Raw genomic sequence first — 22,365 nt, 5'->3', positions numbered from 1 at the left:
GCGCGGCACCGTCACTTGATCTTGAAGATCACCAGGCGCTGGACGACGAAGTTGATGACCGTCGCGGTGCCCTGTGCCACCACGAAGGCGAGCAGCTGACGCCACGGCGCGTCCGGCAGCGCCTCGTACAGGACCGCGTTGATGCCGACCTGCACGGCGAAGGTGACGGCGTAGAGAAGCACGACCGCGACGAAACGAGCCCGGCTCGGCGGAGCCTGGAAGGTCCAGCGCCGGTTGATCAGGTACGCGGTGGTGGTGCCCGCGATGAAGCTGAGCGACTTGGCCGCCTCGCGCGGCAGGCCGATCAGGTTGAACAGCAGGCTGTACAGCCCGAAGTCGACGATCGCCGACAGGCCGCCGGTCAGGGTGAACCGGACGACCTGCGTCTTGAGGTCGACATCGGTACCGCCCGGCTCGTCGACCAGCGGCAGCTCGGCCGGCAGCGGCAGGTGGGGTTCGGCATGCACGCGCACGAGCGTAGCCGGGCGCCGCCGCCGCGGCGCGTGGACCGGCCACGGCCGCGAACCCGCGATGTGGGCGGCGGGCGTGTCCAGCGCCATAGCGACGTATATGTCACTACTCAGGAGTAGGCGACATCGACCGGATGTCCGGTCATGCCTGTAGCCTCTATGCCGATGTCCACGAAAGCTCCGACCGCCACCACGACGACCGGGAACGAGAGCGGCGCCACCGCCACGAACGGCGACGCCGACGCCGGGACCGCGTTCGCTTTGCCGACGCGAACCCGCACGTTGACCGGGTGGGGTCGCACCGCACCAACCTCATCCGAAGTGCTCTCGACCGGCGATCCGGAACTGATCGCCAAGGCCGTCGCCATGGTCGCCGAGGACAACGACAGCAAGCCGCCACACCTGCGCCGCGGCGTCATCGCGCGCGGGCTCGGCCGGTCCTACGGCGACCACGCGCAGAACGCCGGTGGCCTGGTCGTCGACATGACCGCGCTGAACAACATCCATCGGATCGATCGCGACACGCGGATCGTCGACGTGGACGGCGGGGTCAGCCTGGACCAGCTCATGAAGGCGGCGCTGCCGTTCGGGCTGTGGGTGCCGGTGCTGCCTGGCACCCGTCAGGTGACGATCGGCGGCGCCATCGCCTCCGATATCCACGGTAAGAACCATCACAGCGAGGGCAGCTTCGGCAACCACGTGCGCTCGATCGAGCTGCTCACCGCCGACGGGCAGGTGCAACACCTCACGCCCAAGCGCAACGCCAAGCTGTTCTGGGCGACCGTCGGCGGCAACGGCCTGACCGGCATCATCCTGCGCGCGACCATCGAGATGACGCCGACCGAGTCGGCGTACTTCCTCAACGACGGCGTGAAGACCACCACCCTCGACGAGACCATCGCCGCGCACAGCGACGGCAGCGAGGCGAACTACACCTACTCGAGCGCGTGGTTCGACGTGATCAGCCCGCTGCCCAAGCTCGGCCGCGCGACCATCACCCGCGGGCGGCTGGCCAAGGCCGACGAGCTACCCAAGCGCCTGCGGAAGAAGCCGCTGAAATTCGATGCGCCGCAACTGATGACGGTGCCCGACATCTTCCCGAACTGGACGATGAACAAGCTGACGCTGCGCTCCATCGGCGAGGCGTACTACGCGATGGGCGGGAACTACACCGGCAAGGTGCAGAACCTGACGCAGTTCTATCACCCGCTCGACATGATCGCGGAGTGGAACCGTGGCTACGGATCCAACGGATTCCTGCAGTACCAGTTCGTGGTGCCGACCGAGGCGGTCGAGGAGTTCAAGCGCATCATCATCGACATCCAGGCTTCGGGTCACTACTCGGCGCTCAACGTGTTCAAGCTGTTCGGCGCGGGCAACCCGGCGCCGCTGAGCTTCCCGATGCCGGGCTGGAACATCTGCGTCGACTTCCCGATCAAGCCCGGCCTCAACGAGCTGGTCAGCGAGTTGGACCGGCGGGTGCTCGAATTCGGCGGGCGGCTCTACACCGCGAAGGACTCGCGCACCAGCGCGGAGACCTTCCACCAGATGTACCCGCGGATCGACGAGTGGATCAAGATCCGCCGAAGTGTCGATCCCACAGGCGTTTTCATGTCCGATATGGCGAGAAGGCTGGAGCTTCAGTGATCAATGCCGTGGGTAACCCGCAGGCCATTCTGCTGCTCGGCGGTACCTCCGAGATCGGCCTCGCGATCTGCGCGGAATACCTGAAGAAGGGCCCCGCGCGGATCATCCTGGCCGCGCTACCGAACGATCCGTTGCGCGAGGACGCCGTCGCCCAGATGCGGGCGGCGGGCGCGAGCAGCGTCGAGCTGATCGACTTCGACGCGCTCGACACCGACGGGCATCCGAAGGTGATCGACGCGGCGTGGAGCGGCGGCGACGTCGACATCGCCATCGTCGCGTTCGCGCTCGACGGCGATCCGGAAGAGCTGTGGCAGAACCAGCGCAAGGCCGTGCAGGTCGCCGGAATCAACTACACCGCATCGGTTTCCGTCGGCGTGCTGGTCGGCGAGAAGATGAAGGCGCAGGGCTTCGGGCGGATCATCGCGATGTCCTCGGTCGCCGGTGAGCGGGTCCGGCGCACGAACTTCGTCTACGGCTCGACCAAGGCCGGCCTGGACGGCTTCTACCTCGGACTCGGCGAGGCGCTGCGCCCGCACGGGCCGCGCGTGCTGGTGATCCGGCCCGGCATGGTGCGCACCAAGTTCTCCGCGCACGTCAAAGAGGCCCCGCTCACCGTAGACAAGGAAGTCATCGCCGAGCTGGCGGTCTCGGCCGCGCAGAAGGGCAGGGAGCTCATCTGGGCGCCGGGCACCTGGCGTTACGTAATGATGATCCTGCGCCACATCCCGCGCCCGATCTTCCGCAAGCTCCCCATCTGACGCACCCCGGCCGGTCCGCGCGGCTTTGTCGCGGACCGGCGACGGGCGGGCCGTGCGGATCGCCCGAGCGTGCGCGTAATCAGGCGTCACCGGCATGGGTCGACACATCCGACACCGGACCTGGCAGCATGTTCGCGGACGTGAAAGCCGAGCCCGAACGAAGCCGGAGATGCCATGCGAGTGTTCGACCGTGACGACCGCGGCGGGCCGCGGTGACCACCGCGACCGCACCGAGCGGTGCATCGACCGGACACGGCACGCCGGAACCGACGCCGGGTAAGGCGGCACTGCTCGCCCGCTATCTCGGCGCCGGGGTGGGCGAGGCACTGCTGGCGGCGCTGGTCGCCACCGTGGTGACCGGCGTTGGGCTGGTGGCGTTCTCGCGGGTGCAGTGGCCTGCGTTCAACTCGTCCAACGTGACTCGGGCGCTGACCACCGTCGGACAGGTCGTCGCGGCGGTCATGCTGATCGTGTCGATCGTCCTGATCCGGCGTCGGATCTGGCCGCTGGCGGCGAAAGCACTGTCCTGGGTCGGCATTTCGACGTTGGTCACGTTCACCCTCGGGATGCCGCTCGCCGCGACCAAGCTGTATCTGCTCGGGGTCTCGGTGGACCAGGAGTTCCGCACCGAGTACCTGACCCGGCTCACCGACACCGCGGCGCTGCGCGATATGACCTACGCCGACCTGCCGCCGTTCTACCCGGCAGGCTGGTTCTGGATCGGCGGCCGGGTCGCCAACGTGCTCGGCCTCACCGGCTGGGAGACCTTCAAGCCCTACGCCATCGGCTCGATCGCGGTGGCCGCGGTGATCTCGCTCGTGCTGTGGTCCAAGCTGATTCGCGCGGACTGGGCCGTGGCGGTGACGGCGGCGGTGACCGCGCTCGCGCTCGCCTACGCCTCGCCGGAGGCCTACAGCGCGGTGATCGTGATCCTGCTGCCGCCCGCCCTCGTGCTCGCCTGGGGTGCGCTGCACCGGCCCGCCGCGGCGGGCACGACCCTCGGTGGCTGGGGCGCGGCGCTCGGCACCGGACTGTTCCTCGGCTGGTCCGCCACGTTCTACACGCTGTACGCGGCCTTCGCGGCGTTCGCCGTCGGATTGATGGGTCTGCTCGCCGCCGGGCTCGCGGTGCGGGAACGACGGGCCGCGCGGCCGCGGCGCACGCGCGAATGCGCCGAGACGCGGCCGCCGTGGCGTGCCGCGCTGCCGCCGCTGGCCCGGCTGGTGCTGATCGCGGCCATCGCGGCACTGGTCGCGCTGCTCGTCTGGCTGCCCTACCTGCTGAAGACGCTGAGCGGAAAGGTCGCGACCTCGGGTTCGGCGTTCCACTATCTGCCTGAATCCGGTGCCGAGCTGCCGTTGCCGATGGCCGAGTTCTCGCTGCGTGGCGCGCTGTGCCTGGTCGGCCTCATCTGGCTGGTGGTGCGGGCCGGCTCGTCGCGGCGGGCGCAGGCGCTCGGCATCGGCGTGCTCGCCGTGTACCTGTGGACGCTGCTGTCCATGGCGGCGACGGCCGCGGGCACCACGCTGCTCTCGTTCCGGTTGGAGTCGGTGCTGCTCGCGCTGCTCGCGGCGGCCGGTGCGTTCGGTTTCGCCGAGGGCGCGCGGGCGATCTATCAGGCGATGAACGAGCCGCGCCGGTTCCGGATCGCCGCGGTGGCGGTCGCGATCGTCGGCGCACTCGCGTTCGCCCAGCACATCCCGCGCATCCTCGCGCCGGAGATCACCACCGCCTACACCGACACCGACGGTGACGGAAAACGCGCCGACAAACGCGACCCATCGGCGGTCGCGCACTACCGCGAGATCGACGCCGCGCTGCTCGCGCAGACCGGCAGGCCGCGCTCGGACACGGTGCTGCTCACCGCTGACACCAGCTTCCTTTCCTTCTACCCGTACTACGGCTTCCAGGCGCTCACCTCGCATTACGCGAACATGCTCGCCGATTTCCCCGGCCGCGCCGCGACCATCAAGAGCTGGAGCGAGCTGAAGTCGTCCGCGGCCCTGCTCGACGCGCTGGCGGCCTGTCCGTGGCGGGCGCCGGACGCCTTCCTGTTCCGGCGCAGCGGGGACACCTATACCCTGCGCCTGGCCGAGGACGTCTACCCGAACGATCCGAACGTGCGGCGCTATTCGGTGGCCTTCCCCAAGGAACTCTTCGCCGATCCACGCTTCACGAGCACGGCTATCGGTCCGTTCACCCTGGTCACGCTGCACAAGTAGGGACGGAAGCGACCTGGCGGCACCCGGAGCGGCCGGGTCCCGTTCATCACTTACATACCCGACTGCCAGGCAGAGCACAGTGTTGTTGGGTAGGGTCGGCGGCTGAGTTTCAGCTATGCCGAGGAGAAGTTTGCAGGTGGTAGGGGCACGGCAGGCCGACCCGGTCGTCACCGACGGGTCGGCGGTAGGGATCGCGGAACGGGAAGCCAGCGCGATCGGAGTGCTCACCGCGGAGCCGTCGGCTCCGGCGCGCCGCCGAAGACTGCCGCGCATCCGGGTCAGCCGGGCCGACCTGCTCGTCACGGTCGGCTACCTGGCCCTGGCCGCCACGGTCCTGTCCGGGCAGTGGCGCAACACCCAGAGCGGCTACCTGATCAAGAGCGGTCAGGACCAGACCATGTGGGAATGGTTCTTCGCGGTCACCGCGCACTCGGTGGCGCACCTGGAGAACCCGCTCGGCACCAACCTGCAGAACTTCCCCGCCGGGGTGAACATGATGGCCAATACGGCCATGTTCGGGGTCGGGGTGCCGTTCACGCCGATCACCCTGCTGTTCGGGCCGACAGTGACCTTCGTCCTGGTGCTCACGCTCGGCCTCGCCACCACCGCCGCGGCGTGGTACTGGCTGTTCTCCAGGGAACTGGTCGAATCCAGGGCCGCGGCCGCGATCGGCGGCCTGTTCTGCGGTTTCGCGCCCGCGATGATCTCCCATGCCAACGCGCACCCGAATTTCGTTGTGCTGCTCCTGCTTCCGATCATGGCCGGGCTGCTGATCCGGATGGCCCGGCGTGCGGGTGGGCGCGCGACGGCCGGGCGGCGCTGGCGCATCAGGGACGCGGTCTGGCTGGGATTCCTTGCCGCGCTGCAGATCGCGCTCGGCGAGGAACCGCTGTTGATCTTCGCGCTCGCCTTCGGCCTGTTCTCGGTGGTCTACCTGCTGCACACGCCACGGCACGGGCTGCGCGTGCTGCGCGGCATCGCGCCCGCGCTGACGCTGGCGGCGGTGATCGCGCTCATGTTGACCGAAATCCCGCTGTGGTGGCAGTTTTTCGGGCCGCAGAGCTATCGCTCCATCGATCACGGGCCGATGGGCAACGACCTGAAGGCGATCGTGCAGTTCCCGTCCGAATCGCTGGGCGGGCTCTTCGCGCCGGGACAGAACGTCGCGATCAACGAGACCGAGCAGAACGCCTACTTCGGCTGGCCGCTGCTACTGGTGCTGATCGCCGCCCTCGGGCTGTACTGGCGGCATCGGGTAGTGCGCGCGGCGGGCGTGGTGATCGTGGTGTTCGGTGTGCTCTCCCTCGGCGCGGTGGCCAGGTTCGGCAAGGCCGACACCGGGGTCGAATTGCCTTGGCGCTGGGCCGAACACGTCCCGCTGCTGAGCACGGTGCTGGAGACCCGGCTCACCATGGCCGCTATCCCGGCCATCGCGGCGATCCTGACCCTGGCCACCCAGCGGGCGATCGACTGGTGGCGCGCATCGCCGGGCGACTGGCGGCCGCTGGCCTGGTTCGGCGCGCTGCTGTGCGCGCTGGTGCCGTTGACGCCGACCATCCTGCCGGTGGTGCAGCGCCCGGCGACGCCCGCGTTCTTCGCGAACGGGACGGTGCGTGACTACGTCGCGGACGGGTCGGTGGTCATGGTGCCGCCGCCGCGGCCGCTCGACGCGGGCGCGCTGCGCTGGCAGGCCGACGCGGACTTCGAGTTCCCGCTCGCCGGAGGGTATTTCGTCGGTCCGACGGGCGCGCAGAAGAAGGGGATCTACGGGCCGGAGCTGCGTCCGACCACCGAGCTGCTCGTGCAGGCGCAACAGAGCGGCACGGTGCCGCCGATCACCGACGAAACCCGCGCCGCCGCGCAGGAGGACCTGAAGTTCTGGCAGGCCGACGTGCTGGTGCTGCCCGCAACGCGGAACGGCGACACCCTGCGCACCACCGTGACCCAACTGCTCGGCTTCGCCCCGGCCCGGGTCGACGACGTCTGGGTATGGAAGCTGCCCCCGCGTGCTCAGCAGGCCGGTTAGGTGAACTACGCCGGTGGCTCGGTCGCCTCGTGTGCCGCGCCGGCGTCAGGGAACCGCTGCGGCCTGGTCGAACGCGCGGGCACGTCCGCTGTATCGATGGTGATCATCGGCACCGGCCGGTCGAGTAGCTAGCATCAACGACCGTGCGAGCGGACCGAGCAACTCGAGCGTTCACCCGACCCGACGACAGCGAGGGGGCCGACGATGGTCGGCGCCGGGATCGGGCCGCTCGATATCGCCTGATCGCCATCGTCGCCGGGCTGCTCGGGTTCGTGCTGGCGTTGCTCACGCCCGTGCTGCCGGTGAAACAGGACCGGGCGACACTGGACTGGCCGCAGGCCGGGACGAGCAGCGTCGAGGCGCCGCTGGTGTCCTATGTGCCGCTGCGGATGCACGCGACGCTGCCGTGCACGCTGGTGCAGGCGGTCGGGCCGGCCGGGACCGTGGTGTCGACCGTGCCGGTCGCCTCGGGTCAGGCGGCCACCAAGGGACTGGTGGTCTCGGTCGCCGACGGCGTGCTGTCGGTCATCCTGCGCGATGTGCCACTGCTGTCCGCGCCGGTCGAGGAGATCACCGCCGGGCCCGGCTGCACCGCGTTGACCATCGACTCGACCGCCGCCGCGACCAGCACCGAGATCACCGGCGCGACCCGCCAGGACGGTACGCCCTTCCGCAACACCGTGACTCGCGATATCCGGCCGCAAATCGTCGGTGTCTTCACCGATCTCGCGGCCGAACGCCTCGATGGCGCGCGGGTGCACGCCGATATCGACTCGCGCTTCTCCTCCTCCCCCACCGTGCTGAAACTCGCCGCGATCATCGTCGCCGCGCTGAGCACCGTCGTCGCGCTGCTCGCGCTGCACCTGCTCGACACCAGCGACGGACGGCGGGCCCGGCGCTTCCTGCCCGCGGGCTGGTGGCGCTTCGGCCCGGCCGACGCGGTGGTGCTCGGCACCCTCGGCCTGTGGCATTTCATCGGCGCCAACACCTCCGACGACGGCTACATCCTGAACATGGCACGGGCCTCCGAGCACGCCGGGTTCATGGCGAACTACTACCGCTGGTTCGGGGTGCCCGAGGCGCCGTTCGGCTGGTCCTACGAGGTGCTCGCGTGGATGACGCGGATCTCCGACGCCAGCCCGTGGATGCGGCTGCCCGCGTTGCTCGCCGGCATCACCTGCTGGCTGGTGATCAGCCGGGAAGTGCTGCCCCGCTTGGGCGCTCGGGTCCGGCGAGACAGGGTCGCGTTGTGGACCGCAGGCCTGGTGTTCCTCGCCTTCTGGCTGCCCTACGACAACGGCCTGCGGCCGGAGCCGTTGATCGCCGCCGGCGCGCTGCTCACCTGGTGCTCGATCGAACGCGCCATCGCCACCGGACGCCTGTTGCCCGCCGCCGTCGCCGTGCTGATCGCGGGATTCTCGCTTGCCGCGGGTCCGACCGGGCTCATCTGCATCGCGGCGCTGATCGCCGGATCGCGGCCGGTGTTGCAGCTCATCGTCAAACGGGCGCGCGGCGTGGTGCCGGCGCCGGGCGGTGGTGTCGCCGAAAGCCCGACGGCCGCGGCCGATACGGGAACGACGCAGGTCGCGCGGCGAACGTCGTTGCCCGCCTCGATCTTCCGCTACCTGGCCCTGCTCGCTCCCGGCCTCTGCGCCGGAACCCTGGTGCTCGTGGTGGTTTTCGCCGACCAGACGCTGTCCACCGTGCTGGAGGCGACCAGGGTGCGCACCCTGGTCGGGCCGAACGTGGCCTGGTTCGACGAGCGCACCCGCTGGGATTCGCTGCTGATGCTCTCCCCCGACGGCTCGCTGGCCCGGCGCTTCGGCGTGCTCGTCATGCTGCTGTGCCTGCTGGTCTGCGTGCTGCAGGTGCTGCGCAAGGGCCGCATTCCCGGCACCTCGCGCGGGCCGTCGGTGCGGATTCTCGGCATCGTCTTCGGCTCGCTGTTGCTGATGATGTTCACCCCGACCAAGTGGACCCACCATTTCGGCGTGTACGCGGGCCTGGCGGGCTCGCTGGCCGCGCTCGCGGCCGTCGCGGTGGGCACCAACGGTATTCGCTCGCCGCGTAATCGGGCGCTGTTCGCCGCCGCGGTGCTGTTCCTGCTCGCGATCACTTTCACCGGATCGAACGGCTGGTGGTACGTGTCCAGCTACGGCGTGCCGTGGTGGGACAAGGCGCCGCTGGTGGCGGGCAAGGGATTCTCCACGCTGTTCCTCGGATTGAGCGGCGTCGCGCTGCTGGTCGCGGTGTGGGCGCACTACCGGGAGCCCTATCGCCGGGAACGGTCGACGCCGACGCGGTTCGATCGGTTCGCCGGCGCGCCGTTGACCATCGCGGCCGCGGCGCTGGTGCTGTTCGAGGTCGCGTCGCTGGCCAAGGCCGCGGTGGCACAGTACCCGGCCTACTCCATCGCGAAGTCGAATCTCCAGTCTCTGGCCGGTGATTCGTGCGCCCTCGCGAACGAGGTGCTGGTCGAGACGGACACGAAGGACTCGTTGCTGCTGCCGCTGGCGGGTGCCCCGGCCGACGGTTTGGCCGCCGAGACAAAGGGATTCACCCCGAACGGCGTCGCCGACGACCTGACCGCCGATGCCGAGGAGACCGTCTCCGGCGGCGCGAACTCGGTGAACTCCGGTGCGAAGAACAAGACCACCAAGACCACCGGTGCCGGCACCGGCGGCGGCACCACCGCGGCGACCGGCATCAACGGCAGCACGGTCGCGCTGCCCTTCGGCCTCGACCCGGCGACGACCCCGGTCATGGGCAGCTACCAGGACAACGAGCAGCAGCAGGCGGCGCTGACCTCGCAGTGGTACGGCCTCGACCTGACCGACAGCATGCGCCACGATCCCGCCTACCAGGTGCTCGCGATCACCGCGGCGGGCCGTATCCGGCACGTCGACGCCGACGGCGTGCTCACCTACGGGCAGGAACTGCACCTCGAATACGGCGTGCGCGAGGCGGGTGGCGCGGTGCGCAAGCTCGGCTCGATCGACCCGCTCGACATCGGCCCCGCCCCGTCCTGGCGCAACCTGCGGGTGCCACTGGACCAGCTGCCCACCGAGGCGAACGCGGTGCGGCTGGTCGCGGTGGACAACGACATCACGCCGAAGCAGTGGCTCGCCGTCACCCCGCCCCGGCTGCCCAAACTGGCAACGCTGAATTCCGTTGTCGGCAACACGAATCCGGTCCTGCTCGACTGGCACGTCGGGCTCGCGTTCCCGTGCCAGCGGCCGTTCGACCACCACGACGGGGTCGCCGAGGTGCCGCGCTGGCGCATCCTGCCCGACCGGGTCGGCTCCGATGCCTCCAACGCCTGGCAGGACGACATCGGCGGTGGGCCGCTCGGCTGGACCGGGCTGCTGCTGGCATCCGAGACCGTCCCCAGCTATCTCGACCACGATTGGGCACGGGACTGGGGTTCGCTCGAGAAATACACCCCGTATGACCCGAATGCCCGTCCCGCCGTTATCGGCGGCACGGTCGAAACGCGCAGCGGTTTCGCCAAGGACGATCCGATCCGCGCCAGGGGATAAATGGTCGCCGCCGCACCACCCGAACCAACCGGTTGGGTGTTGCGGCGGCGAAAAAATATCGTAAACAGACCGGTTGGACGGCAAATTCACGGCGCGATCACAGGACGAGTTCAGCGAAAAACCGTAATCTGTGCACTATGACGTCGGCTTTTGATCAGATGGATCTGCGCGATCTCGTCGGCCTCCTGACCGAGGACGAGCAACGCGAACTGCGCCCAGCGATCCTGCGCGTACTCAACCGCCTCCCCTCCCAAGAAGTGCTGCGCCGCGAACTCGGCCTGCGGATGACCAAGGTCTGAGCACCGGCCGCCCACGGACCCGAGCAACTCCCCGGCTAGCCCGATCGGCCCCGCGACCAGCGCCGCCCGCCCGTACCGGCCCCGATCGAACAACTCGCGCCACCCCTTGTCCGCCCCCGCCGCCCCACACCCGGCGTCAGTTACCGGCACCCAGGACACCGGCCCCGCATCCCAGCCCGAACCCGATGCGGGAGCCCCCTTTTCAGGCCACACCCGCCCCACCACGCCACAGGTCCCAAACACGTCATCGGCCCGCACCGCCAACCCACCACACACCCGCAGCCGAGCCGAGTTCGGCGGTACCGCAGGCCCGGCGAGCTGGGCTCGGCGGGCCTGCGGGTGGTTGGGTGCGGGGTTAGAAGACGCGGAGCCTTCCGGGGGTCCAGAAGCCGGAGCGGGTTGCGGTGCCGGTGTCGAGCTTGGCAGGGGTGGCACTGCGGTCGTACTGGTCGTAGCGCTCCAGGGAGCCCCAGTCGCGGGCGTAGTCGTCCTTCAGGTAGGTCGGGACGGTGACCGACTTCGCCAGCATCTGGGAGAAGCCGAGAATGCCGCCGAACTCCTCCGCCTGCCAGGTGTTGGTGGAGCTGATGGCGAGCGGGCGGTCCGGGAGGATGCGGTAGCCGGGCACCTCGGCCACGCCGTTCTTGTGGTTGAACGGACGCTGGCACGGGAACTGGAGACCGACGGCCCAGTCCTCGAGCACCGGCTGCTCGGAGCCGATGAAGGTGTTGAGCGACTGCAACTTCGGCATCCGCGGCGGGGTGAACGCCAGCCACTGGTCCCCGATCAGGATCGGGTCGTTGGCGACGATGCGGACCGCGTCGGCCTCCGGCGCGATCTCGGCCAGCGGGACGCGCAGGTTACGCCAGGACGGGAACGGGCCGATATCGCGCGGCAGGTAGGTGCCGAGCTTCTCGACGCTGCCGTCCGGCAGCTTCCTGCCGTAGTCGACGGTGAGCGACTGCCCATAGCGGGTGTCACCGGTGTCGTCGACGGACAGGATGCGTCCCGCCGCGCTGATCACCACGAGCGGGCTGTCCGCGGACCGCGGCGACAGGCCGTACCAGCTCGACGTCAGGTGCGCGGGCTGCTGCACCCCGTTCTGGTAGCTGCCGAGGACCGGGGTGGTCGCCGGGTCCAGCCCGAAGGGCAGCGCCACGGTGCTGCCGTTGACGCCACGCGCGCCCTGGCCACCGCCGGTGCCCGCGCTCTGCCCCTCGGCGAACGCGGCGCCGACCGACTGGGTGGAGGTGTTGCCGGTGCCCGGCTTCACCTCGACGCTGTCGGCGGACAGGTCGTTGGGCACACCGTTCGGATCGAAGCCGACCGGGTCGACACCGGCGAGCGGATCATTCGGATCGGTGAGCGCCGGATCGGGGATCGGCTGCAGCCGCCCGCCGTTCGGATCGGCCTCCACCAGCACGTCGTTGGCGAGCCCGCAGCTCTTGCCACTGAGCGCGTCGAAGTTCGAGCGCGCCAGCGAGTACGCCGGGTACTGCGCGACCGCGCCCTTGACCAGCGAGAGCACCTCGAGCGCCACCATCAGCGCGGCGACGACGGTCAACGGGATCGCGGCGAACTTGCGGATCCGCCTGCCCCGCGCCGAGCGCGGCGAGGCCTCCGGTTTCGCGTAGCCCTCCCGCAACGAATGCCAGGCGACCAATGCGAGCGCGAGCCCGAACAGCCCGAGCATCAGGGTGTTCGACTGGTAGCCGTGCAGCGAGATGCGCTTGTCGAACCATGGCACGCCGAAGCTGGAGACGTACCAGTATCCGTTGATGCCGGAGAAGGCGAGCGCGAGCACGAACAACAACCCGGCCAGGAAGATCGCCCGATTCTTGCGCGCGCGCAGGGCCGAGGCCGACACCGCGACCGCGGTCACCGCGGCCAGCGATCCGGCGATGCCCGCGTACGCGCCGAAGTGGTGGGTCCACTTGGTCGGGTTGAACATCATGAAGAAGATGGTGCCGAACACCACGCCCATCAACCGCCACGTCGGCCCGCTCGCGATGCCGGGAACACGCCTGCGCCGCAACAACACCAGCATGGTGGTGAACAGGCACAGCAGCATCACCAGGAACGCGAACCGGCGCGAGAGCGAGCCGTCGACGGTCTCCACGAACAGGTAGTAGTAGCGCAGGTAGTCCTCGTACCAGGCGAGGTTCGGTCCGGTCGCCTGACGGACCCGGTTCGCCTCCTGGATGCCCGCGAACGTCTGGTCGCTGTAGACCACGATGAGCACGAGCAATCCGGCCGCCGCGATGGGTGCGAGCAACGGCAGTGTGGCCCACCACTTTCCGCCGTGCTCGGCGAACTGACGGCGCTTGCGCACCACGATCCAGACCAGCGGGCGAATACCGGCGAGCAGGGCCGCCACACACATCAGACCGGTCGGCGCCGCGGCGAGGGTGAACGCCGCGACCAGCACCGCGACACCGGCGGGCACCAGCCTGCCGGTCGCGATGGCCCGCTCGATCGACACCCAGGTCAGCAGCGCGCCGAGCGCGACGATCGGCTCGGACCGCAGGCCGTTGTCGAACGGCAGCCAGAACGCCAGGAACACCAGACCGCCGGTCCACAACGCCACCTTGCTCTGGCGCACACCGCGCCCGAGCCGGGGCACCACCTCGCGGCTGATCACCATCCAGCAGAGCACGGCGCAGAGCAGCGCGGGCACCCGGACCCAGGCGCTGGCGGTGGAGATCTCCGCGAAGAGCTGGATCACGTAGTAGTACCAGCCGAACGGCGCCTCCGGGACGCCGTACCAGCGGAAGTAGTTGGCCATGTAGCCGGCGTGCGGCGCGACCCGCACCATGCTGAGGATGTAGCCGTCGTCGGAGGTGTTGGCGCCGACGAAATGCCACACCAGCAGCGTGCCGACCACCGCGCCGTCGGCCCAGGTCGGCTTCAGCCAGTTCGACGGCAGGAAGCGGCGGTGCCCGCGCCCGTCGCTGCCGTCGAGCCGGGCCAGCGCCGCGAGCGCGATCAGGGTGCACAGCACCGCCGCGATCATCGCGATCAGCTTGATCGCGGTCGGGCTGGTGGAGAACCGGGTGTCCACCGTCATCGTGAAGCCGAGGCCGGCCGGCGCGGCGCCCTTGAGCTCGGAGAAGACGCCGACGACCTGCGGACGCAGGTCACCGTTGAGCGCGCCCTCGACCGGCACCTGGACCTGCTCCTCGCCGCCGCCGGGGACCGGCTTGGTGATCGTGGTGGTCAGTCCCTCGAAGACCGCGCGCGTGCGGTCGTGATCGGAGGTGAGCACCAGCGACGAACACTGCTCCATGTCCGCCCGCGGCGCGGACACCACCACCGCGTTGCGGTCGACCACGTCGACCGAGGTCTCGGACACCCGGATGAACAAGGCCTCCAGCGCGGCCCGGTCGCCCTGCGGCGGCGCGGTGGCCAGCAGCATGCCGCCGCGCTCGGGCAGCTGCGCGACCGCGCTACACGGAATGGTGGCCTTCAGGTCGATCGGCACCTGAGACATCAACGGCGCCTGCACGTTGCCCAACGTGCCCGATTGCGGCCAGTTCAGCACCGCCGTCGTCTGCGTGACCGGCAGGAACGGGGTCGCGATGGCGAACAGCGCCCCGAGCAGACCCGCGACCAGCGCGATAATTCGCGCGGTCCGGAAATCGGCCGGGGAGTCCGCCGGTACGGCGGGCGGTTTCGTCAGAACAGCGGTAGCGGCGTCGGGCACGATTGGCAATGCTAGCGGTGTTCAATATGCCGCGCCCGCAGCACGCCATTGTTTGCAAATGCGCGCCGTGATGGTCAAGGGGGGTTCGCAGCCTGTACACATGACCGGCAAAAGGCGCGCGGGCGCGAGCTGGCAAGGTGTGGGTATGACCAAGGTGAATCTTCAGACCAACTACGGCCCGATCGTGCTGGAACTCGATGACGAGAAGGCGCCGACCACGGTGCAGAACTTCGTCAGCTATGTGCGGGCAGGCCATTACGACGGCACCATCTTCCACCGCGTCATCCCGGGCTTCATGATCCAGGGTGGCGGCTTCGAACCGGGCATGCGCCAGAAGCCGACGCAGGCGCCCATTCAGAACGAGGCCGACAACGGGCTGAAGAACAACAAGTACACCGTGGCAATGGCGCGGACCAACGACCCGCACTCGGCCACCGCGCAGTTCTTCATCAACTCCAGCGACAACGACTTCCTCAACCACAAGGCGCCGAACCCGCAGGGCTGGGGCTACACCGTCTTCGGTGCGGTGGTCGAGGGACAGAGCGTGGTCGACAAGATCGAGGGCGTGGCCACCGGCAGCAACGCCGGGCACCAGGATGTGCCGAAGGACGACGTCGTGATCGAGTCCGCCAGCATCGCCTGAGACCCGCCATACGGGAGAATCGGGCTGCGTCACAACGGATGTGGCCCGATTCCCGCAGGCGCTAGAGCGGCAGCAGGTGGTGCTTGCGCGGGTTGCGCGCCTGGGTCTTGTCCCGCAGCAGCTGCAACGCGCGGCGCAGCTCGAGCCGGGTGCTCGATGGCTCGATCACCGCGTCGATGTAGCCGCGCTCGGCGGCCACCCACGGCGTGGCCATGGTGGCGTTGTAGAAGTCGATCATCTGCTGGCGCACGGCCGCGCGCTGATCCTCCGGCGCGGCCTCGATCTGCCTGCCGCCGATCAGACTCACCGCGCTCTCGGCGCCCATCACCGCGATCCGCGCCGTCGGCCAGGCCAGGTTGACATCGGCACCGAGCTGCTTGGAGCCCATCACCGCGTAGCCGCCGCCGTACGACTTGCGAATGACCACAGTCACTTTCGGCACGGTCGCCTCGACGAAGGAGAACAGGAACCGGCCGCCGCGCTTGATCACGCCGATCTTCTCCTGCTCCACACCGGGCAGGAAGCCGGGCGTATCCACCACGAAGACCAGCGGAATCTCGAACGCGTCGCACAACCGCACGAAATGCGCCGCCTTGTCGGAGGCGCGGGCGTCCAGCGCCCCGGCGTACACCATCGGCTGGTTGGCGACCACACCCACACTGCGGCCGTCCACCCTGGCGAAGCCGGTGATGATATTGCGCCCGGCCGAGGCGCCGATCTCGTGGAACGCGCCGTCGTCGAAGATCCGCAGCAGCACCTCGTGCATGTCGTACGCGGCGTTATCCGAGTCCGGCACAAGGGAATTCAGTTCCAGGTCGGTGTCGGTGACTTCCGGTTCCAGGCCCGGATTCACGATCGGCGCGAGCTCCTGACAACTCGTCGGCAGGAAGCTCAGATACTCGCGCACCCACGCGAAGGCGGCCTTCTCGTCCGGCGCGACATGGTGGATGTTGCCGTACTCGGCCTGGCTCTGCGCGCCGCCGAGTTCCTCGAGGCTCACGTCCTCGCCGGTGACCTCACGAATCACCTTGGGACCGGTGACGAACATGTACGCCTCTTCGGTCGCCACCACCACGTCGGTGTTGATCGGGGCGTACACCGCGCCGCCCGCGCACTTGCCGAGGATCATCGAGATCTGCGGCACCAGCCCCGATAGCGGCTCCTGCCTGCGCCCCAGCTCCGCGTACCAGGCCAGCGAGGTCACCGCCTCCTGCACCCGGGCGCCACCGGAGTCGTTGATGCCGACCACCGGACAGCCCACCTTGGCCGCGTACTCCATGATCCCGGCGACCTTGCGGCCGAACATCTCGCCGACCGACCCGCCGTAAACGGTCTGATCATGGGAGAACACCGCCACCGGCCTGCCATCGACCAAACCGTGCCCGGTGACAACGCCGTCGCCGTACAGCGCCGTCGGATCACCCGGCTTACGCACCAGCGCACCGATTTCCACGAAGGTGCCCGGATCGAGCAGCATGTTGATCCGTTCGCGGGCGCTGGGAATTCCCTTCTTCGCCCGCTTGGCCACCCCCGCTTCACCCGCCGGTTCCTGCGCTAGGTCAAGCCTTTGGCGCAGGTCGGCGAGCTTCTCGGCAGTTGTAGTCACTGAGCCCCTTTCACATCGATCGCGGCGAGCTTTGCGGCGAGGTCGGCTCCGATCTTTCCGATCCGGGGCTCGTCGATGATCTGCAGGTGGTCACCGGGAATGTGCACGATCTCCAGGTGCGACAGGTATTCGTCCCACCCGCCGTTCGGCTTACGGTCGGCGTAGCGCGGCTCCAACTCGATCGCGCCGTCGTGGTAGCGGTCGGCGAGGTAGAGCACGACGTCACCGTCGTAGTGTGTCGGCTGGACCTGTTGCAGCGCACGGTTTTCGATCCATGAGGTCTTCTGGTGTTCGAGCACGCCACCGGGGATCTTTGCTCCGCTGAACTTGACCAGTTCCGAGATCATCTTGAACTGCTCTTCATCGGAGGCCGCGGCCAGCTCCTGCACCTGCTCGGGCGGGAGCTCCCCGTCGACGCCATAGGTCTTCTTCGCGAAGGCCTGGTAACGCTCGATCCGCCGCACCCGCTCCTCGGGGCTGTTGTCCTCGGGCTCGGCCGGAATCGCGAGGTCGATCAAACCGACCACCCGCACGTCCGCGCCGTCGGCGCGCAGGAGCTGCGCGCAGGCCATCGCCAGCACCGCGCCAAGCGACCAGCCGTAGAGCACGAACGGTCCGTCACCCTGCAGCTTGCGGAGTTCCGGGGCGTACTGCCGAGCGCGTTCCTCGATCGAGCCCTCGACTCGCTCGAAGCCGTACATCGGGGTGTCGGCGGGCAGCCGCTTCAACAGCGGTTCGTACACCAGCGTATTGCCACCGGCGGGGTGGAACACGAAGACCGGCACCGCATTCGAGCTCTCGGGCCGCGCTCGCAGCGGCCGGATGAACCCGTCCACGTCCGCGCCGCTGTCCTGCAGATTGCGCACGATGTCCGCCAGCTGCTCGATGGTCTCGCAGTCGAGCACATCGTCGACGGTGACCTCGGCCTTGACCCGCTCGGTGAGCCGGGCCGCCAGCTTCTCGGCGACCTCTTCCTCGAGGATCGGCAGGGTGTTGAAGATGCCTCCCGCGGACTTGCCGGTGACGACCGCCCAGGTGGCGAAGGTCAGTCGCTCGGCGGCGTCGCGCGGCGGCACGTCGTCCTCGTCGGCACTCTGCTGTCCGCCGAAGACCGCGGCGGCAGCAGGCGCGGGCGCGGCGGCAGGCGCGGGCGCGGCGGCAGGCGCGGGCGCGGCGGCAGGCGAAACCGGTTCGGCCACCGCGGGTTCCGCCGGTGCGGCAGGGGCCGCGTCGACCGGCGCGGCGGCTTCGGTAGGCGCGGCAGCGGTCTCGACGACAGCCTCCGCATCCGCCGAAACATCCTCGGGGGCGGCGGTATTCGCGGCGGCAGCGGCGATCGCGGCCGGGTCCTCGCCCGCGGCGACGGCGGCACGCGCGGCCTCGATGAAGCCGGCGTCGACGGTGATCTCTTCGCCAGCGGCCTGTTTCGCGGCGACCGCCTGCATCTCCTCGCGGTGCTCGACCGCGTAGCGCAGCACCTTGCCGACCTCGTTGAGGTTGGCATCGCGCACCGCCTGGATCTGCAGCTGCGGGATGTCGAATTCGTATTCGACGCGGTTCTTGATGCGCATCGCCATCAGCGAGTCCAGGCCGAGCTCCATCAGCGGGATCTCCATCGGGAGATCCTCGACCGCGTAGCCCATGGACTCGGCGACGATGAGCGCCAGCCGATCCTCGAGCTTCTGGTTGCCCTCGGGATCCCAGCGGTCACCGAAGGTCTCGACCACCTCGAGCTCGGCGCCCGCCGCGGGCTGCACCGCCGTGGTGGCCGGAACCGGCTCGGCCACAACGGATTCGGGCAGCGGTGCACCGGAGGTGACCACGGCGTCGAGCAGCAGCCGGAAGCTCGCGCCCTCCTTGGCGTGCACCTGCACCGACGCGCCGCCGGGATGCGGGGTCAGCGTCGTGGTGATGGTGCCCGCGGCGGGTGCGCTCGCGTGCACGATCGAGGCGCCGAGCGTCACATCGCTGAGCACCTGGGCCGCGGCGGCCCGCACCAGCTCGGTGAGGTCACCGGCGGAGCCCGCCTGGACCTCCCAGGCGTGCCTGCCGTCCGGCAGCGCAACGTGCGCACCGGGCGCGCCGGCGGCACCGGTCGCGGCCAGCGAGACCTTCGGCCAGAATTCCTTGCGCACGAACGTGGTTCGCGGAATGTCGGCGTACTCGCCACGCGGCAGCAGCGACGGCAGGTCGACCTTGTGCCCGTGCACGTACAGCTGGGCGATGGCGCCGAGCACGCCCGCCGCCTCGTCTTCCTTGCGCTTGAGCGTCGGGATGAGCTGGGCGTCGTGCAGGCCCGCCGCGAAGGTGGTGCCGAGCACCTGCATCAACGCGACGGAGTTCGGCGCGAGCTCCAGGAACGTGGTGTGCCCCGCGTCGACCGCGAGCCGCACCGCGTTGGTGAAGTACACGCTGCCGCGCATGTTCTTGACCCAGTAGTCCTCGGTGTGGATCGGGTCGTTGCCGGGCCGGTAGAACTCGCCCTTGTGCACCGTGGAGTAGAGGCCGGTCTTCAGCTTGGTCGGCTCGATGCCGGCCAGCTCCGCGGCCAGCTCGCCGAGCAGCGGGTCCATCTGCGAGGTGTGGCCCGCGCCGCGGGTCTGCAGGATCCTGGCGAACTTGCCCGCCGCCTCGACCCGCGCCACGATCGCCTCGACCTGCTCGCGCGGGCCGCCGATCACCGTGTTCGTCGGGGCGGCGTACACGCCGACCTCGACGTCGGGGAATTCGGTGAGCAGCTGCTCGACGTCCTCGGCGCTGTATTCGATCAGCGCCATGTTGCGCACGTCGTCGTCGGTGAGCATCTGCTCGCCCTCGAGCATCAGGCGCGAGCGCGCGCAGATCACCCGGACCGCGTCCTCGAGCGGCAGGCCGCCGGCGATGTAGGCCTCGGCGACCTCGCCCATCGAATGGCCGACCACCGCGTCGGGCTCGGCGCCGTGCGCGCGCAGCAGCGCGGCCAGGCCGATCTGAATGGTGAAGATGCCGACCTGCGAGGTGCCGACGTTGTAGTCCTGGCTGTCGTCGAGGAACATGTCCCGGATCGAGTACCCGGCCTCGTCCTGCACCAGCTCGTCGACCTCGTCGACGGCCTTGGCGAAGATCGAGTTCTCCAGGTAGAGCGCCTTGCCCATCTTCCGGTGCTGCGCGCCGAAGCCGGAGAGCACCCAGACCGCACCCATGGTGGCGGGCGCGTCGGCGGTGAACACACCGTTGCCCGGCTTGCCCGCGGCGATGGCGCGCAGGCCGGCGACGGCCTCCTCGTGGGTCTTGGCGAGCACCACACCGCGCGAACGCCAGTGGCTGCGCTTGGCCAGCGACCGCCCCACGTCCGTCAGCGAAACATCGCGTCCCGCTTCGGATTCCAGCCAGTCGGCCAGCTCGGCGGCGGCCCGGCGGCGGCGCGAGGGCAGGTAGCCGGAGATCGGCAGGATCACCGGCAGCGGTTCGGTCCGCGCTTCGGTCCATTCCGCAACGGGCGCAACAGGTTCGGCGACCGGCTCGGCGTCGGCGAGCACCGCGTCCGCCTCCGCGATCACATCGGTCGACTCGTCCGCGAGCTCGGCGTCCTGTGCCGCGGCCGCGGTATCGATCGCGGCGGCGGGGGTCTCGGCCTCGGGTACCGCGGCCTCCTCGGCGGCGGCCGGGACGTATTCCTGCACCACGACATGGGCGTTGGTGCCGCCGAAGCCGAAGCCGGAGATGCCGATGGTGGCCTTGCCGCTGTAGCGCGGGAATTCGGTCGGCTCCTCGACCACCTTCAACCGCGCCTGATCGAACGGGATGTACGGGTTCGGGCCCGCGTAGTTGATGTTGGGCGGCACCACGTTGTGCTGCAGCGCCATCAGGACCTTGGCCAGGCTCGCCGCACCCGCGGCGGACTCCAGGTGGCCGAAGTTGGTCTTGGCCGAACCGAGCAGAACCGGCTTGTCCTCGTCGCGGCCGCGGCCGACGACCTTGCCCAGCGCGTCGGCCTCGATCGGATCGCCGAGCGGGGTGCCGGTGCCGTGCGCCTCGATGTAGTCGACAGTGGACGGCACGATGCCCGCGTCCCGGTACGCGCGCCGCAGCACGTCGGCCTGGGCGTCGGGGTTCGGCGCGTAGAGGCCGTTGGACCGTCCGTCGCTGTTGACCGCGGATCCCTTGATGACGGCCATGATTCGGTCGCCGTCGCGCTCGGCGTCGGCCAGGCGCTTGAGCACGAACAGCCCCGCGCCCTCCGAGCGGACCATGCCGTCGGCATCGGAGGAGAACGCCTTGACGCGCCCGTTCTTCGCGACGCCGCCGCCCATGTCGAAGCCGAGGGTCGCCATCGGCGCCAGGATCATGTTCACGCCGCCGGCCAGGGCGACGTCGGCCTCGCCCGTACGCAGCGCGCGCACGGCCTGGTGCACCGCGACGATGGTGGACGAGCACGCGGTGTCGACCGTGACCGAGGGGCCGCGGAAGTCGTAGAAGTAGGAGACCCGGTTCGCGATGATGCCGTTCGAGCTGCCGCTGATGCCGTAGGCCTGCGCGGTGGCCGGCACGTTCGGTCCCTGGTCCACGCCGAGGCCGAGGGCGGCGATCAGCATGAAGTCGCTGGTGGACGAGCCGATGAACATGCCGACGGGCGCGCCCTTGAGCTCGCTCGCGGGAATCCTGGCGTGCTCCAACGCTTCCCAGGTCAGCTCCATCATCAGGCGCTGCTGCGGGTCGACCCGCTCCACCTCGATCGGCGACATCGCGAAGAACTCCGCGTCGAAGCCCTTGATCACGTCCTGGTCGAGATAGCCGCCGAGGGTGTTGCCCTCCGCGATCGCCTTGGCGGCCGCGGGGTTGCTGGTGAACTCCTCCCACCGGCCCTGCGGCAGTTCCCGGATCGCGTCGCCGCGGCCGATGAGGAACTCCCAGGTCGACTCCGGGGTGTCGCCCGCACCTGGCAGCCGCGTCGACAGGCCGATGATGGCGATGTCGTGCGCCTCGCCGGTGGTGCCACCCGAGGTATAGAAGGCGTCGCTGGACTCCTCCTCGGCCGGTTCCGGCTCGCCGTAGATGACCAGCTCGGCCAGCGAGGCGATGGTCGGGTGCTGGAAGTAGGCGGTCGCGGTGAGCACGACGCCGGTCAGTTCCTCGATGTCGCCGACGAGCGCGATGGCGTCACGCGAGGCCAGCCCGAACTCCTCCATCGGCCGGTCGACGCTGATCTGCTCGACCGGCTGCCCGGTGGCGTCGGCGACCCAGTTGCGCAGCCAGTCGCGCAGTTCGGCAACCGTCATGTCGGACCGATCGGCACCGGTTGCCGCGGTGGCGGCAGCGTGCACCGTCGCCGGGGCCTGGTCGGCCGCCGGGTCGGCTGGCGAGAGATCGGTCGTCTGGGTGGACTCGTTGTCGGCCATCAATTCCTCAAGCTACCTGTCTGCGTGCGGTTGCGCGGCGGGGATTGACGGCCCGGATCACTCGGTGTCGTTCC

General features: G+C 69.4%; 11 protein-coding genes. 7 read left to right on the top strand and 4 right to left on the bottom strand.

What is annotated here, in order from left to right:
• Positions 1-11: 11 nt before the first annotated feature.
• Positions 12-467: a GtrA family protein gene (locus tag F5X71_RS01120; protein ID WP_238815666.1), complete on the bottom strand. Its 456-nt coding sequence runs from the start codon at positions 465-467 to the stop codon at positions 12-14.
• A gap of 162 nt (positions 468-629) precedes the next feature.
• Here F5X71_RS01120 and F5X71_RS01115 point away from each other — a divergent pair, with 162 nt between their 5' ends.
• The 6 genes from F5X71_RS01115 to F5X71_RS01090 all read left to right on the top strand — a co-directional run bounded on the left by F5X71_RS01115 (position 630) and on the right by F5X71_RS01090 (position 10,961).
• Entirely contained in the window at positions 630-2,117 is a 1,488-nt protein-coding gene (locus tag F5X71_RS01115; protein ID WP_238816092.1) for an FAD-binding oxidoreductase, read from the top strand.
• Positions 2,114-2,875 carry a decaprenylphospho-beta-D-erythro-pentofuranosid-2-ulose 2-reductase gene (locus tag F5X71_RS01110; RefSeq protein WP_167460258.1) on the top strand — a complete coding sequence of 254 codons (762 nt, stop codon included), beginning with the start codon at positions 2,114-2,116 and terminating at the stop codon, positions 2,873-2,875. The genes F5X71_RS01115 and F5X71_RS01110 overlap by 4 nt, the downstream gene beginning before the upstream one ends.
• Positions 2,876-3,087: 212 nt before the next feature.
• Positions 3,088-5,097, top strand: a complete 2,010-nt coding sequence (locus tag F5X71_RS01105) for a galactan 5-O-arabinofuranosyltransferase (RefSeq protein ID WP_428981436.1) — start codon at positions 3,088-3,090, stop codon at positions 5,095-5,097.
• A gap of 190 nt (positions 5,098-5,287) precedes the next feature.
• Complete coding sequence (locus F5X71_RS01100) at positions 5,288-7,123, top strand: glycosyl transferase (RefSeq protein WP_428981518.1); 1,836 nt, start codon at positions 5,288-5,290, stop codon at positions 7,121-7,123.
• Positions 7,124-7,266: 143 nt separating this feature from the next.
• Positions 7,267-10,662, top strand: a complete 3,396-nt coding sequence (locus F5X71_RS01095; protein WP_428981435.1) for an arabinosyltransferase domain-containing protein — start codon at positions 7,267-7,269, stop codon at positions 10,660-10,662.
• Between the two features lie 137 nt (positions 10,663-10,799).
• A complete protein-coding gene (locus F5X71_RS01090; RefSeq protein WP_167460256.1) occupies positions 10,800-10,961 on the top strand; it encodes a hypothetical protein in 162 nt (53 codons plus the stop codon).
• A 355-nt stretch (positions 10,962-11,316) separates the two neighbouring features.
• On the opposite strand, the gene F5X71_RS01085 is transcribed toward F5X71_RS01090, so the two are convergent.
• Positions 11,317-14,664 carry an arabinosyltransferase domain-containing protein gene (locus F5X71_RS01085; protein ID WP_167460255.1) on the bottom strand — a complete coding sequence of 1,116 codons (3,348 nt, stop codon included), beginning with the start codon at positions 14,662-14,664 and terminating at the stop codon, positions 11,317-11,319.
• Between the two features lie 100 nt (positions 14,665-14,764).
• Between F5X71_RS01085 and F5X71_RS01080 the strand changes: the two genes are divergently transcribed.
• Positions 14,765-15,307, top strand: coding sequence for a peptidylprolyl isomerase (locus F5X71_RS01080; protein ID WP_428981434.1), 543 nt, complete (start codon positions 14,765-14,767; stop codon positions 15,305-15,307).
• Positions 15,308-15,368: 61 nt separating this feature from the next.
• On the opposite strand, the gene F5X71_RS01075 is transcribed toward F5X71_RS01080, so the two are convergent.
• Together F5X71_RS01075 and pks13 are read right to left on the bottom strand one after the other, a co-directional pair.
• On the bottom strand, positions 15,369-16,913 hold the full coding sequence (locus tag F5X71_RS01075) for an acyl-CoA carboxylase subunit beta (RefSeq protein ID WP_167460254.1): 1,545 nt from the start codon (positions 16,911-16,913) through the stop codon (positions 15,369-15,371).
• Complete coding sequence (pks13, locus tag F5X71_RS01070; protein ID WP_167460253.1) at positions 16,910-22,291, bottom strand: polyketide synthase Pks13; 5,382 nt, start codon at positions 22,289-22,291, stop codon at positions 16,910-16,912. Before pks13 ends, F5X71_RS01075 begins: the two co-directional genes overlap by 4 nt.
• Between the last annotated feature and the right edge of the window lie 74 nt (positions 22,292-22,365).

This window comes from Nocardia brasiliensis (assembly GCF_011801125.1).
In the GTDB taxonomy this organism is placed as follows: domain Bacteria; phylum Actinomycetota; class Actinomycetes; order Mycobacteriales; family Mycobacteriaceae; genus Nocardia; species Nocardia brasiliensis_C.
The sequence above is the reverse complement of the archived record's forward strand: the minus strand, read 5'-3'. Positions and strand labels throughout refer to the sequence as shown.

Excerpts from the sequence above, each read along its gene's own strand:
- F5X71_RS01115 (WP_238816092.1), top strand. The coding sequence starts at position 630 with ATGCCGATGTCCACGAAAGCTCCGACCGCCACCACGACGACCGGGAAC.
- F5X71_RS01090 (WP_167460256.1), top strand. The coding sequence starts at position 10,800 with ATGACGTCGGCTTTTGATCAGATGGATCTGCGCGATCTCGTCGGCCTC.
- F5X71_RS01080 (WP_428981434.1), top strand. The coding sequence starts at position 14,765 with ATGACCGGCAAAAGGCGCGCGGGCGCGAGCTGGCAAGGTGTGGGTATG.
- pks13 (WP_167460253.1), bottom strand. The coding sequence starts at position 22,291 with ATGGCCGACAACGAGTCCACCCAGACGACCGATCTCTCGCCAGCCGAC.